Genomic DNA, 15,128 nt, shown 5'->3' on the forward strand with positions numbered 1-15,128 from the left:
AAAAAAGCAAACGACAACAAACTTAAGCCAACAGTTTCATGCACTTTATAAAAACGACTATTCGATTAATTTCTGTATTACTTTTTCTATCTCAAATCACTTTAGGACAAACTTTAAATGATAGTAGAAAAACGAGTGTGAATACCTATGTTTTTCAGCTATCCCCAAAGGAGGCTAAAACGGTATACAAAATGGGAGTTTCAGAAATTGATTCTACCTATTTTCATACCCTAATCGACTCCTTTGCTACCGATGGATATTATGCTAAAAATCTACCTGAAGGTCATTATCTCTATGCTTTTGCAAAAGGCGGAGAATTGGAATCGAGTGTGGTTACTGTAGAAAACCTCGATGTATTTATAGTACAAAATAGTACGGACCTTATTGTTCAGTTATTTGATATTAACGGTGCATTGGTGACAGATGCAGAAGTGAAAGTGAAAAATAAATCACTTCGTTTTGATAAAAAACTGAAAGCGTTTGTTGATAAAAAATCGGATAGAAAGGGATTATTAGAAGTGACCTATAAAGGATTTACTACTTATCGAAATCTAGAGAAAGATATTAAGTACTCTAGGTTTAGAAGAGGTATTAATAATGTTCTGTTCCGTTCACCTTTAAAGTATGTCACAATCCCTGTCAATTTTATCATACATATTCCCATTGATGGGGTGAAATCCATTTTCAGACGTGGAACATATGGTAGCATAAGTAAAATAAAATACTTTTCAATAAGAACCTTCGAAAGGTTCGCCTGCAAATTCGATGATTATTATTGTAATGGAAGTAGTAATAATCGAAAGAGATATGACGGTTATTTTACATTAAGTCAGCCAAAGTACAAGCCAGGAGATACTTTAAAGCTAAAGGCCTTTATTACGAATAAAAAAGGAAAACCAATTAAAGGAAATGCTCACCTCTTTATAAGAGATGGATATGGTTATAGTTCATCGAATAAAAAGCCAGTGAAAATGATTGTTCCATATGTAAAAGGCGGGTATAGCTTTGAATTTCCTCTCGATTCTTTAAACCTCACTTTAGATAAACGATATACGCTATCGCTTGAAACGGAATATCAAAGAGAATTTCTTTCGACATATTTCTATTTTGAGGACTATGAGTTAGGGAAAAATAAGATGCATGTTCGAACAGATTCAGATAAACAATACAAAGGAGAAGATCTGAAAATGTACATCAAAGGGACAGATGAGAATGATTTACAGTTGATGGATGCGAGAGTAGAAATTGATGTGTTTTCGGGTTCAGTACTAAGGTATTTTGATGATTCTATATTTATTTCCAATAAAATCACATCAATAGAAAAAGATCTTAAACCTCAAGGAGAAACGGAGATTATCATTCCAGATAGTTTATTTGAGAATGTAAATATGAAGTACAATGTTCATGTGAAGATGTTCACTTCTGATAATGAATATATACTAGAGAAAAGAGACTTTCATTATTTCTCAAAAGAACAATATTTTGATATATCACTTCAGGCAGATTCTATTCACTTTGACTATTTTGAGAACGGAAAGTCAAAAGTAGAAAAAGTAGAAATAATGGCATATGATAACTTTGGAAATCACACCTCTATTTTTGAAGGGAACTTGCCATTTGCTACTGCAGTATCTCCTTACTATTCAGGTTATAGAGTGAAGAATGATAGTCTTTCGGCAGATTTAGGATTGTACCAAGAGTCTGCAATGCTATCTTGTTACACCCATAGAACAGCAGACTCTGTATTTGTGCAAGTAGATAACCCTAGAAAATTAGCCTTCGATTATCACATTTATAAGAAGAATAATAAAAAGGCAGAGGGATATTCTGATAGTCTCTACTATACTAAAAAGGTAGCTCATCTTCAGAACTACTACATTATGCTGAATTATTTATGGGGAGGAGAAATGAAGACTGAAACCTATCTTATTCCTATTGCAGAGAAGAAACTAAATGTAGAAGTAAAAGAACCATCTTTGATTTACCCAGGTCAGAAAGCAGAAATAGAAGTATTAGTAACGGATTATAAAGGAAAACCGGTGAAGGATGTTGATGTTACGGCTTATTCTTTAACGAATAAGTTCGATGCACAAGCACCTGAGTTAAAAGATTTCTCAAAAAGGAAAAAGGATAAAAAGTTGATCAATAATTTTTCTTTGAAAGATATACAAACTCATAAAAGCTCATTGATATTAGATTATCCTACTTGGAATGCTTTGGCTGGTTTAGATTCTATCGAATACTATCAATTTCTTTATCCATCCGACAGTATGTATTATACTTCTTATGCGGTGGAAGATAGTGTGACTCAGTTTGCTCCTTTCATCATAAATAATGGAAAAGTAGAACCTATCAAAGTGGTGTATGTAGATGGTAAACCTGCTTATTTTTCTTTCACGAGTGTTGCAAAACCCTATTCCATTTCTGTGAGTAGTGGAAAACACAATCTTAGAATCAGAACAGAAAGACAAGAAATACACATTGATTCGGTTTATTTCGAAAAAGGTAAGAAAACGATTATCAGTGTGGTAAATGAACATGGAAATGAGCGTGTTCAAGTGAGGGAGAAGTTAACATTTCCAACGTCTTCAGAAGAGAATAATTTAAAGAGGTATCTGTTCTCTTATAGAAATACCTTTTATGGTAAATATGCTTTTCTTGAGAATTACGATGAACTACATTTATTGGGAACATCTTTGGGGAAATCTAAAACTAAAAGATTTACTGCAGGTCCTGTATTAGGAGACTACAAGTTTAATCTCATCGATGAATATGAAACTCATTTTAATCAAGATTATCAATTTGAATTTGAGTTTGGTAAACAGCTTCTCAAAATGAGAGAAGTGAATCGATATGATTTTGGTATAGATAATTGGGATTATCAATTAGATGATGAGGTATACACCTTGGAGAAAATCAAAAAAATGTGGGAACTTGAGGTAGCACTTTCAAAAATAAAAACCCCAACATATCGCAATCCTAGCTATACAGAACAAGGTAAAGGTACGCTCACTTTTAAACTGGAAACCTACGGAAAGAGAACGAATGATTTACTATTAAATGTGGTCGTGATGAAAAATGACGACATCAATTTTATAAGAGTGTATCCGGGGGGGAATAAAGATTATTCGATAAAAAACCTCAAAGAAGGTAGCTATAAATTGATCTTCTTATTCAATGGAGAAAAGTACCATATAGAAGATGAAATTTGGGTGAAAAAGGATGGAATAAATTATTACTCTTTTGATTTTCCTAAAGAATTTAAGAAAGATACTTTCAGTAAAGAAGTAAGTAAAATAATTGAGGAGATTATTTTTAATCCGTCTAATAACTATTATAAAAAACAGGAAAACCTTCAAAATATTACTCAGAGTTACCAAAGGGAATATGGCTATACTGGAGAAGGAAAAGTGGTTTCGGGATATGTTTTAGAAAAGGATACCAACGAGCCTTTGCCGGGAGTAAATATATTGGTACAAGGAACAACTTATGGGACAGTAACTAATTTTGACGGTTATTACGAACTAAAAACACCTTACTCGGGAACTTTAGTTATTAGTTACATTGGTTATATATCTCAGGAATTCAAATTGTATGGTAGATCCATGGTGGATGTGACTTTAGAACCAGATGTAGAAGCATTAGAAGAAGTTGTTGTGATAGGTTATGGAACACAAAGAAAAAGTTACGCGGCTGCATCTGTAGCAACAGTTACTTCTAAGTCACTTCAAGGGCAAGTAACAGGAGTAAGTGTGGATGGGACTCCGGGAAGTAGTCCTGTGGTAACTATTCGAGGCGTATCTTCAATAACTGAATCTGGAGAACCATTGGTCATCATTAACGGAAAAGTATATACTGGTGATTTAACAAGCATAAATAAAGAATATATATCTTCTATGGAGGTCCTTAATCCTGAAGCAGCTTCTGTTATATATGGTAGTCGTGCTGCAAATGGAGTGATGATTATTAGTATGTCTGATGAAAAAGTCGCAAAAATGGGCTTAAAGCTAGAGGATAAGAAAGTTGAAGATCAGTTAATTGTTCAAAGTGAAGCGACAAATTCTCTAAGAGATAATTTTAGTGATAATGCATTCTGGCAACCTCAATTAACCACAGACAAAGATGGAAAAGTAAAGTTTGAGGTAGTTTTCCCTGATGATATCACAAAATGGGATACCCATTACTTGGCCATGAATAATAAAAAGCAAACGGGCCAAGCATCAAGTGCTATAAAGTCGTATAAACCGTTAATGACCCAATTGAACTTGCCAAGATTCTTGGTGGCAGGGGATACGGCAATGGTTTTAGGTAAAACATTAAACTATTCTCCTTCTGCAGTCAATGTATCAGTTGATTTCTCTATGGATGATCAAAAAATCATTCAAAAAGAAATGGAGATTAAAGACATACATATCGATACCGTTTCGGTGACTTCTAAAGCAGATTCTCTTCATTTAAAATATACCATCAATACTTCATCCGGATATTTTGATGGGGAAAAGAGAAGTATTCCTGTTTTCCCAATTGGATTGGAAAAAGCTAAAGGTACCTTTTCTGTTTTGGATAGAGATACCACTATTCAATTATTATTTGATGATAATGAGAGCAAAATCCAATTGTATGCGACATCGGATTACTTAAATATAGTAGAGGACGAAGTACGCTCATTAATTCGATATAAATACTTATGTAATGAGCAGTTGGCATCAAAATTAAAAGCACATTTGGCACAAATGAAGATTGCCAATTTTAAAGGAAAGAAGTATAAAAAAGAGGAGGATATCAAAAAGATCATCAAAAAGATTTTGGAAAGGGCAGGAGAGAATTATACTTGGGGATGGTGGCCTAATTCACAAAGTAGTCAATGGATTACACATCATGTACTTGGGGCATTAATGGAAGCCGAACGTTTAGGTTTTAAAATCGAAATAGATAAAGAGGTCATCACAGATGATTTAGTTTATCATTTAGCCACATCAAAATCTATGTATAAGCGAATTACACTTATTGAAACTTTATCGTTGTTAAATGCAAAAGTCGATTATAAAAAATCAATTGATGAAATTTATGAGATGGGGAAACTAGATCTTTATCAGAAATTGCAGTTGATGAAGATACAAACCCAGAATAACTTGTCTTATTCAATGGATTCGGTGGCAGCATTTAAGCAAGAGACTACTTTTGGTAATTATTTCTATTCGGATACGACAAAGCAATACCATTATATGTGGAGAAACCCAATTGTAAATAATGATGTGCAGAATACTTTATTGGTGTATCAAATATTAAAATTAGATTCGGTAAATGACCATTCTTTTGAATTGAAAAAGATGAGAAATTACCTTTTAGAAAAACGATCGGAAGGTAGTTGGGGTAATACGTACTCATCAGCAAATGTGGTAGAAACTATCTTACCAGATTTGTTAGAAGCTGATGGAAAAGAACGACCGACCAAGCTAGTATTATCTGGAGATATTGAGGAAACAGTATCGAAATTCCCTTTTGAAAAAACAGTAGAAAATGTGCATCAAATAACCATTGAGAAAGAAGGAACTTTCCCTGTGTATTTTAGCTCTTATCAATATTATTGGGATGAAAACCCTGAGAGAAGAGCCGATGACTTTATCGTCAATACCCATTTTGAAGGCATCGAAGATGATAGATTAGAAGCAGGGAAAAATGTTACTTTAATTGCAGAGGTAGAGGTGAAAAAGGAATCTAATTATGTGATGATCAATGTGCCAATACCGGCAGGATGTTCTTATGCTTCCAAAAGACAATCGTATTATGGCCCAGAGGTACATAGAGAGTATTTTAAGAATGAAACGGCTATTTTCTGTAAGAAAATGTCCAAAGGAAAATATACATTTAAAATAGAATTGAACTCTAGATATTCTGGGAAATATCATCTTAATCCAGCAAAGGCAGAGTTGATGTATTTTCCTACATTTTATGGGAATAATGAGATTAAAAATATAGATATAGAATAATTTATGAAGTAGTCGTGGGAGTTTCTCACGACTACTTTAGTCTCAAATTTTTGATACCCTAATACAATTTAATTCCCTTCGTTGATAGACTAATTTCAGCCCTTTGAGTGTAGTATTTCAGTTATCCGTTTAAGACTGAATTATTAATAATTTCTAATACACCCTCAATTTTATAATCCTTGTTAGCTACACATTGTTATTTAATACTTATTACAAATTCCCTTTGTTATCTTTCTGATAATAAATAAAAACTACAAACGATTAATTAAAGTATAAATGAAAAAGAATGCACTAACTAAAGCACTGCCTGTCATGTTTGGTTTTTTTGTGATGGGTTTTTGCGATGTGGTGGGGATTACTGTAGCACATGTAAAAGAGGATTTACTTACAGAATATAGCCAAAATTATCAAGACACTTTGTCCAACTTAATTCCTGTTGCGTTGTTCTCCATGTTTCTAATATTCTCTATTCCAACAGGGATGTTAATGACGAAGATTGGTCGTAAAAAGACCGTACTTTTAAGTAATGTAATCACCATTTTAGCCATGTTTATTCCGTTGATTGATTATTCTTTCGGGATGGCTTTATTGGCTTTTGCTTTACTAGGAATAGCCAATACTATTTTACAAGTATCGTTAAACCCATTGTTATCAAATGTGGTCAGCGGAGATCAATTGACAAGTAGTCTTACTGCAGGACAATTTGTGAAGGCAACGTCTTCATTTACTGCTCCATTTATAGCGGCCTTTGCAGCAAGTTATTTCAATAATTGGCAATATATTTTTCCAATTTATGCAGTGATTACTGTATTGTCTACAGCTTGGTTGTACATGACTCCAATAGAAGAAGAACAAAGTACAGAGAGACCGAGTACCTTTTCAGAAGTAATAGGTATCCTAAAAGATAAAACCATATTATTATTGTTCTTAGGTATTGTATTCGTGGTAGGGATTGATGTAGGTATTAACACCGCGTCTCCTAAAATATTAATGGAGAGATGTGGGTTAACCTCAATCGAAGCTGGATATGGACCAAGTGTATATTTTGCATTCCGTACCCTGGGAGCCTTTTTAGGTGCTTTTATTTTGGCTAAAATATCGCCTTCGAAATTCTTTAAATCAAGTATGGTAATCGCAGTTTTAGCTATTGGGGCATTACTGTTTGCCTCTGATAAAATGAGTATTTTCATTCTCTACGGCATTGTAGGTTTCTTTATGGCAAATGTCTTTGCTATTCTTTTTGGAATGGCCTTAAAAGTGCATCCCGATAAAGCCAACGAAATCTCAGGATTGATGATTACAGGTGTTTTCGGAGGAGCTATAATACCTTTCGGAATGGGGTTATTATCAGATGCTATGCATTCACAAATAGGTGCTGTAATTATTATTTTGATTAGTGCAGTTTATTTATTGGTTTCAGCATTTGCTTTGAAAACAAAACAATCATAGTTTCCATAGAGTTACAAAAAAACGCCTTTCTCAATAAAGAGAAAGGCGTTTTTTTTATATTTTGATTAGCTAATAATTAAGCTAACTCTTGTGCTTTTACAACAACAGCATCTAAGCCGTTGATATCTTTACCACCCGCAGTAGCGAAGAAAGGTTGTCCACCTCCACCGCCTTTGATTTCTCTCGCTAATTCCTTAACGATTTTACCAGCGTGTAAGTCTTTTGATTTCACCAACTCTTCGTCTATCATTACAGCTACTTGAGGTTTACCATCAACATCAGCTGCTAAGATCAAGAACATGTTGTCTACAACCGCTTTTAAGTCGTAAGCCAACTGCTTTAAACCTTGTGCATTTGCAACAGCAACTTTGGCAGCAATAAAGTTGAAACCATCTTTGGCAACCACTTTAGAAGCCAATTCATTTTTCACTGCTTGCAACTCTTTATTACGAAGAGTTTCTACCTCTTTCGATAAAGCCGCTTTTGATTCTACTAAGTCTGCAACAGCTTTCTTAGGATCTTTTGCTTTTAATAGTTCTTTAATCTCTTGTAGTAAACTGATTTGCTCATCTACAAATTCTTCAGCAGCATCTGCAGTGATAGCCTCAATACGACGTACACCCGCAGCTACTGATGATTCAGCAGTAATTTTAAATAAACCAATTTTACCAGTTGCAGGAACGTGAGTACCGCCACAAAGTTCTACAGAGTAAGAACTATCAAAAGTAATTACACGAACGAAGTCACCGTATTTCTCACCGAATAATGCAGTAGCGCCCATAGCTTTTGCATCTTCGATAGGCACATCTCTTTGCTCGTTTAATTTAATATTTTGACGGATTCTTTGGTTAACGATTTTCTCGATTTGTGCCAATTCTTCAGCTTCAACTTTTTGGAAGTGAGAGAAGTCAAAACGCAAATGCTTATCATTTACCAATGAACCTTTTTGAGCTACGTGATCACCCAATACTTCTTGCAAAGCAGCGTGTAATAAGTGAGTAGCAGAGTGGTTGTTCTCTGTTAATGATCTACGTGTAGCATCTACTTTAGCAAGTACCGGAGCAGAAGGGTTAGAAGGTAATTTATTAGCGAAGTGAATAATCAAATCGTTTTCTTTCTTTGTATCGAAGATTGCGATTGTTTCCTCTCCAGAAACTAAAGTACCTTTGTCACCTACTTGTCCACCACTTTCAGCATAGAAAGGAGTTTGATCAAGTACTAACTGTATAATTGTTTTCTTCTTCTCTGTTACTTCACGGTAACGTAAGATAGAAGCATCTGATTCTAATGCATCGTAACCCAAGAATTCTACCGAGTCACCATCGTTTACATCAATCCAATCACCTTTTTCTGAAGCAGAAGCAGCTCTAGCTCTGTCTTTTTGCTCTTTCATTGCTGCATCGAATCCTGCTGTATCAACAGAGAATCCGTTTTCAGAAGCGATTAGTTCTGTTAAGTCTAATGGGAATCCGAATGTATCGTATAAAGTGAAGGCTTCTTTACCATCAATTACTTTATCCGAAGCATCCATTGCTTTTTGAAGAATCACTAGACCTTTTTCTAATGTTCTTAAGAAAGCAGATTCTTCTTGCATGACCACTTTCTTGATGAAATCTCTTTGAGAAATTATTTCTGGGAAAGTTTCTTCAAATTGATCAGAAAGGATATCAACTAACTCATACATAAATGGCTTGTTGAAATCCAAGAAAGTATAACCGTAACGTACTGCTCTACGAAGAATACGACGAATTACATAACCTGCTTTATTGTTTGATGGTAATTGACCATCAGCAATAGCAAATGAAATAGCACGGATATGGTCTGAGATTACACGGATAGCAATATCTGTTTTCTCATTTTCTCCATATGCCTTACCAGATTTCGCTGCTAAGAATTGGATCATTGGTTGGAAAACGTCTGTATCGTAATTCGATTCTTTCTTTTGAATCGCCATACATAAACGTTCGAATCCCATACCAGTATCGATATGTTTGTTAGGAAGAGAAACTAAAGAACCATCTGCTTTACGGTTAAATTGCATAAATACAAGGTTCCAGATCTCTACTACTAATGGATGATCTTCGTTGACTAAAGCTAAACCATCATGTTTTGCTCTTTCCTCGTCGTTACGAAGGTCAATATGGATTTCAGAACAAGGACCACAAGGACCCGTCTCACCCATTTCCCAGAAGTTATCTTTTTTGTTGGCAGGAATAATTCTTTTTTCATCGATTAATCCTTTCCAGATATCAATAGCTTCTTGATCTAGTTCAGTACCGTCAGTATCATCACCTTCGAATACTGTTACATATAATCTATCTTTTGGTAGGCCGTAAACTTCAGTAAGAAGTTCCCATCCCCACTCAATTGCTTCTTTTTTGAAATAATCTCCGAAAGACCAGTTACCTAGCATTTCGAACATAGTATGGTGGTAAGTATCAATACCTACTTCCTCCAAATCGTTGTGCTTACCAGATACACGCAAACATTTTTGAGTATCGGCGACACGTGTGTCCTCGGCGGCTTTGTTACCTAAAAAGTAATCTTTGAACTGATTCATACCTGCGTTGGTAAACATCAACGTAGGATCGTTTTTAATTACAAGGGGTGCCGAAGGAACGATGGCGTGCTGCTTGCTTTGGAAGAATTCCAAGAACGTGCGGCGAATACTTTTTGCGTCCATGTATATCTCTACTGAGTAGTTTAAATTTTTTTAATCACGCAAAAATATAATTTTTTATCAATTGATTTAATGAAACGATAAAACTATCTACTGATAATAAGGATCTTTAAGTAAAAAAATGTTTTACAAAGAAAAATCAGGGGAGATTTTTTCGGAATAATTACATTTAATCCTAAAGTCTTTACTAGATAGAAGTATTTGCAGAAGCGTTATTTTCTACAACATCTTTATCGATTTTTAATTCTTTTTCAAATTGTTGCATGGATTGTTTTTCCTCCTTCTGCTTTTTATCAGATGTGAGAGAAAATAGATTAATCATCACTAATAATAGGAAATTGATAATTACTAGGGTAAAAATATTTTTCATGGGTAAAAGAAGTTTGATAGTTGAATCTCAAAAGTATGATAAAGAACACAGTATAAATTTATAACAGGTTATTTAAAAAGGGGAAGTACTGTGTGTTATTATAATAATTTTGAGTTAGGTTCATTATAAAGAAATCACTGTAAAAATAATTGATTATGAATGAACTATCAAAAAACTATGCTTAATTTATAATAATATAAGAAAGCTTTATGAAGGGAATTTTGTTTAAAAATTTTTGAAAAAGCAGTTGTTATCAAATTTTTTTCACCGCAAACGGTTGAAAGGAAATGATAATACTCAATCCTCTTTTATCCTTTAAATTCTTCCCTATATTTGTTTTCTGTTAAAACTAAAAAGCGATTGAGTGTCAAAATAATGTACTTTTTGATCACTTAAATATAATAGTACCTCATCTTATTACATTTATGAAAACTTTTGAAATCAGACTACCCTATTCTATTCTTGAAACGGACACTTGTTTCTCTCAAAAAGAGCCAGATTGGAGTGAATTAGAAAAGTGGATAGTAAGAGCCAAAAAAATTGGTGTTAAAAGAGTTCTCGTTCCTATTCTATGGAAATTAGTTGAAGGAGAGGGAAAAGCTTCAGACGATCCAGCACATCATATTCAATATGACTGGGATTATTATCACAGTCTTGTCAATACATTAATTGGTTTTGATTTACAATTAGCTGTGGAATTCAATTTCCATATGATCAATAATTATGAACAGAACTTTCTTTGTACACTTCCCGATTGGTTGTGGGGCACATTAATGGCCGATAATCAAGAAATTAAATATTTAAGTCAGCTTAAATATGTAAATATGGCAGGAGGCAGTACACATGATGCTGTATCGCTTTGGGCAGATCACTATGTAATGCCTTATTATGAGGGATTAATTCAGTCTTTCAAAAATAACTTTAAAAGTCAATCTCAACATTTCTCAAAATTCATTATATCAACAGCTCCACAAGGAGAATTGAGTTACCCAATTAATGAATGTTCTTTTCCGAGAAGAAATATGCAATGTTACTCTTCTACGGCATTAGACAGTTGGGATGATTTTGTGAGAAGAACCTATGAAAGCTATGAAAATGCGGGTGCTTCTTGGGAGATGAAAATCAATAATAAGGAAGATCTTATTAATGCTTTCAAATCAATTGATGTTTTATCGAGTAGAAAATATAATGATACTCTGTATGGAAATGATGTAACAAAGTGGTATAACGAATGCTTACTTACTCATGGAAACAGAGGTTTACATATTCTTCAATCAACATTCTCAGACCATGGATTTGAGAGTTCATTGCTTTGTTTAAGGTTACCGATCGCTTACGCGGAAAAAAACCTAAAAAATATGCCTAACCAAACAGAAGTTGGGGCAGGTATTATTGCAATTAGTAAAGGTGTTGATCATAAAAAAGCGTTTCAACATACTTTATCCGTTCTAGGAGAAAATATTGATAGCAAACGCCTTGGATTTATTATTCCAACGAAAAGTAGAAAAGAATATAAGATAGATTCTTCTCATGCTCAAAAGGTAAAAGATATTCTAGATTTTGCGAATGATTCAAAAGCGAATTTCTTTTTTGAGAATGAAAGTATTGAGGGAATTAATTCTCATTTAATATGGGATAATGCAGCATTATGGTTATTGAAACAAAATAATATCAATGGTATCATTGTCAATAACCTAAAAGCAATTTTTGATAAAGTCACCACAGGTAGTGCTCGTCTACAAGAGTTGATCTCTAAAGTACGCGACAGAGATGGATACATAGAAAGGAAACAAAAATCCTTTAGAGTAATGGGTCCTCTACACGTGAAAACACATAATGCTAGAAGATTATTAGAAGATCGAGATTGGCAAACAGTATCTAAGCAATTAGATCGTATGAGAGATATTGGTGTAAGTGCCGTATCAATTGATATTTGGTGGGGACTAGTAGAGGGATCTCAATCTAATGTGTTTGATTGGAGTTATTATGATAATATGGTAAAACTTATTGAATCTAAAGGATTAAATTGGGTACCTATTTTATCATTCCATCAAGCTGGAGGTAATGTAAACGATGACTTTACACAAATGATACCTCTTTGGTTATGGGGTAAAATTGTTGAAGAAAACGATACATTGGAAACAATTGAAGATCTACAGTATGTTTCCGAAACGGGAGATGTAAGTGTAGAGTATGTTTCTTTATGGGCAGATACATTCGTAGTTCCTTACTACAGAAGGTTTATGGAGGCTTTCAAGCAACGTTATAAAAAGTATGCTTGGATGACGGATGAGATTAATGTGAGTTTAGGACCTGCAGGTGAGTTAAGATATCCTTCTTACAACTCTCATGATTGGGGTGATTATCCTAACAGAGGAACACTACAGTGCTATAGTAGATTAGCTAAAGATGATTTCCAGCGTTATATTCTTAAAGCTTACCGTAGCTTAGACTATGTAAATGAACTGTGGCAAACTAAATATGAAGATGTGACAGATATACAGATGCCAGAAGCGGAAGAATTATTTAAAAACAATAATTATTCAACATCTCGTATCGGTATTGATTTCTTTAATTGGTATAACCAATGTTTGGCTGATCATGGTAATAGAGTTTTACGTGTAGCTATGGATACGTTTAACGATGATGATTTTAGAACAATACCAATTGGTTTTAAAATGCCTGGTATTCACTGGAATATTTCCGATCCAAACCAACCAAGAGTAGCCGAAATTACAGCTGGTTTAATTGCTCCTTATCCTGGTATAGGTGCTGTTGATAGAGGGGAGTATAAAGATATGCTGAAGAAAATTATTGATAAGGATTTTAAGGAGAGAACAGTGCTTCACTTTACTTGTTTAGAAAAGATGAATAAGGACTGGGAAGGGTATTCAAGAGCCGAAGACCTTGTGATGTGGTTCAGTAATTCTGCTAAGGAATTAGACATTCAGGTAATGGGAGAGAACGCTCTTTACCATGAACTATATTCAGCTACCGGATGGGAACAAATAGAAAAAGCTTTAACAAGAGCCAATACAAGTTATTCAGGAATTACAATTCTTAGAATGCAAAACTTATTCTCTGATAATAACTTTGCTATTGAACGTTATGGGGATCTTATCAATAGATTAAGATAACCCTTGTAGAAAGTCGTCTTCTTAAAAGACCTACTTTTTATCGGACTGATAATTAAATAGCTAAAAGGCTGTCTCATTAATATATGAGACAGCCTTTTTTTATACCTAATATGGCACTTATAAAAGTTCCGTCAATCTGAAGTTTAATCATTTTTTGATAGTAAAAAAACAAAATATAATATATGACGAATGATGTGTAACGTTAACTAAATCAAATAAATAACAAAACATCATGAAAATAATTATCAGATCATTCATTAAAGTCTTTTTGAGTAGCTTGGTTTTGATAAGCTGTAATAATCAAGACTACCCTGAAGAAATTTCAGATTATGATACTGTGGTTACAAAATATGAACCCAGTATGTCAGAACAGTTTGGGACAGCTAAAACATTCAGCTTACCTAATTATGTGATACACCCGGGGGAGGATTCCGTAACTAACCCAATAGTAAACCCTTTAGATGAAGTAATCCTAGCAGAAGCTAAAAGCCAAATGGAAATGGCGGGGTATCAATACGTAGACGCCAATAATGCTGAAAGTGCCGACTTAGTGGTATTGCCATATGGTATTGAGGTAACCTATGTAGGTACTTGGAATATGTATGATTACTGGGGAGGCTATTGGTGGAACTATTGGGGGTGGTACGGTTACCCTCCTTATTATGGCTACCCTGTATCAGGAGTTTATTCTTTTACACAAGGATCTGTGGTATTGGAAATTGTAGACAATAGAGCAACAATTCAAGAAGGAGACAAAGAAAAAATACCTGTTCTTTGGCAAGGCATAATTAATGGATCTAGTACAAATACTTTAGATAATAAAGTAAGAGTTGAAGAAGGAATTCATCAAATGTTTGCTCAATCACCTTACATCCAAACAAAATAATATTATGAAAAAAATACATAAATTTTTGATGGTTGTGGCATTGATGATTATCAGTTTAACATCATCACAGGCTCAAGACGATAAATTCATTGGAGTATCATACAGTATGGCTTCACCATCTAATGGTATGAGTAATTATATGTCTAATGCATCCTTTACGGGTGGGAATATAGAATACCGTCAGTTTTTAAATAACAACCTTTCTGTAGGTTTCAATTTTGGGATGAATACCTTTAACCAAGGGAATGGATATAAAACATACCATGGCGAACAAGGAGCTATTTCTGGAGAGGAATTTAGAGATTTTGCATCATTATCAACTTATGCCACCGTGCATTATTATTTTGGAGAAAAAGGAGGAATACGCCCATATGTAGGAATGGGAATTGGTGCTTCAGGTCAATATTTTGATAATCAAATAGGAGGTGTTTTAGTTACTGATCAGTATTGGTCTTTTTCAATAGCACCAGAAGTGGGTGTTTTAGCACCCTTAGGTGACAGTGGAATTTCTTTACTGTCTAATGTGAAATATCAATATGCAGCTCCCAATTCTGGATATCAAGGAATGGGAATGTGGTCTTTTAACATTGGGATAGCTATCGGTATTTAACCGTAC

At 34.2% G+C, this 15,128-nt stretch carries 7 protein-coding genes; 5 read left to right on the forward strand and 2 right to left on the reverse strand.

The window, feature by feature from the left end; genetic code table 11:
* The first annotated feature begins 38 nt into the window (after positions 1–38).
* Together NH26_RS14510 and NH26_RS14515 are read left to right on the forward strand one after the other, a co-directional pair.
* The gene (locus NH26_RS14510; protein ID WP_044227308.1) at positions 39–5,990 is read left to right on the forward strand and encodes an alpha-2-macroglobulin family protein; all 5,952 of its coding nucleotides are present in this window, start codon (positions 39–41) and stop codon (positions 5,988–5,990) included.
* Between the two features lie 276 nt (positions 5,991–6,266).
* Positions 6,267–7,439 carry an MFS transporter gene (locus tag NH26_RS14515; RefSeq protein WP_044227310.1) on the forward strand — a complete coding sequence of 391 codons (1,173 nt, stop codon included), beginning with the start codon at positions 6,267–6,269 and terminating at the stop codon, positions 7,437–7,439.
* A 76-nt stretch (positions 7,440–7,515) separates the two neighbouring features.
* On the opposite strand, the gene alaS is transcribed toward NH26_RS14515, so the two are convergent.
* Both alaS and NH26_RS14525 read right to left on the reverse strand, forming a co-directional pair.
* Complete coding sequence (alaS, locus tag NH26_RS14520) at positions 7,516–10,122, reverse strand: alanine--tRNA ligase (protein ID WP_044227313.1); 2,607 nt, start codon at positions 10,120–10,122, stop codon at positions 7,516–7,518.
* Positions 10,123–10,306: 184 nt separating this feature from the next.
* Positions 10,307–10,489 carry a hypothetical protein gene (locus tag NH26_RS14525; RefSeq protein ID WP_044227316.1) on the reverse strand — a complete coding sequence of 61 codons (183 nt, stop codon included), beginning with the start codon at positions 10,487–10,489 and terminating at the stop codon, positions 10,307–10,309.
* Between the two features lie 425 nt (positions 10,490–10,914).
* Here NH26_RS14525 and NH26_RS14530 point away from each other — a divergent pair, with 425 nt between their 5' ends.
* The 3 genes from NH26_RS14530 to NH26_RS14540 all read left to right on the forward strand — a co-directional run bounded on the left by NH26_RS14530 (position 10,915) and on the right by NH26_RS14540 (position 15,122).
* Positions 10,915–13,626 (forward strand): family 14 glycosylhydrolase, encoded by a 2,712-nt coding sequence (locus tag NH26_RS14530; protein WP_052432216.1) that lies wholly within the window; start codon positions 10,915–10,917, stop codon positions 13,624–13,626.
* A gap of 232 nt (positions 13,627–13,858) precedes the next feature.
* Positions 13,859–14,512, forward strand: coding sequence for a DUF4136 domain-containing protein (locus NH26_RS14535; protein ID WP_084812188.1), 654 nt, complete (start codon positions 13,859–13,861; stop codon positions 14,510–14,512).
* A gap of 4 nt (positions 14,513–14,516) precedes the next feature.
* Positions 14,517–15,122 carry an outer membrane beta-barrel protein gene (locus NH26_RS14540; RefSeq protein ID WP_044227318.1) on the forward strand — a complete coding sequence of 202 codons (606 nt, stop codon included), beginning with the start codon at positions 14,517–14,519 and terminating at the stop codon, positions 15,120–15,122.
* The last annotated feature ends 6 nt before the right edge of the window (positions 15,123–15,128 follow it).

Source organism: Flammeovirga pacifica (genome assembly GCF_000807855.2).
Lineage (GTDB): Bacteria > Bacteroidota > Bacteroidia > Cytophagales > Flammeovirgaceae > Flammeovirga > Flammeovirga pacifica.

Excerpts from the sequence above, each read along its gene's own strand:
- NH26_RS14510 (WP_044227308.1), top strand. The coding sequence starts at position 39 with ATGCACTTTATAAAAACGACTATTCGATTAATTTCTGTATTACTTTTT.
- NH26_RS14515 (WP_044227310.1), top strand. The coding sequence starts at position 6,267 with ATGAAAAAGAATGCACTAACTAAAGCACTGCCTGTCATGTTTGGTTTT.
- alaS (WP_044227313.1), bottom strand. The coding sequence starts at position 10,122 with ATGGACGCAAAAAGTATTCGCCGCACGTTCTTGGAATTCTTCCAAAGC.
- NH26_RS14525 (WP_044227316.1), bottom strand. The coding sequence starts at position 10,489 with ATGAAAAATATTTTTACCCTAGTAATTATCAATTTCCTATTATTAGTG.
- NH26_RS14530 (WP_052432216.1), top strand. The coding sequence starts at position 10,915 with ATGAAAACTTTTGAAATCAGACTACCCTATTCTATTCTTGAAACGGAC.
- NH26_RS14535 (WP_084812188.1), top strand. The coding sequence starts at position 13,859 with ATGAAAATAATTATCAGATCATTCATTAAAGTCTTTTTGAGTAGCTTG.
- NH26_RS14540 (WP_044227318.1), top strand. The coding sequence starts at position 14,517 with ATGAAAAAAATACATAAATTTTTGATGGTTGTGGCATTGATGATTATC.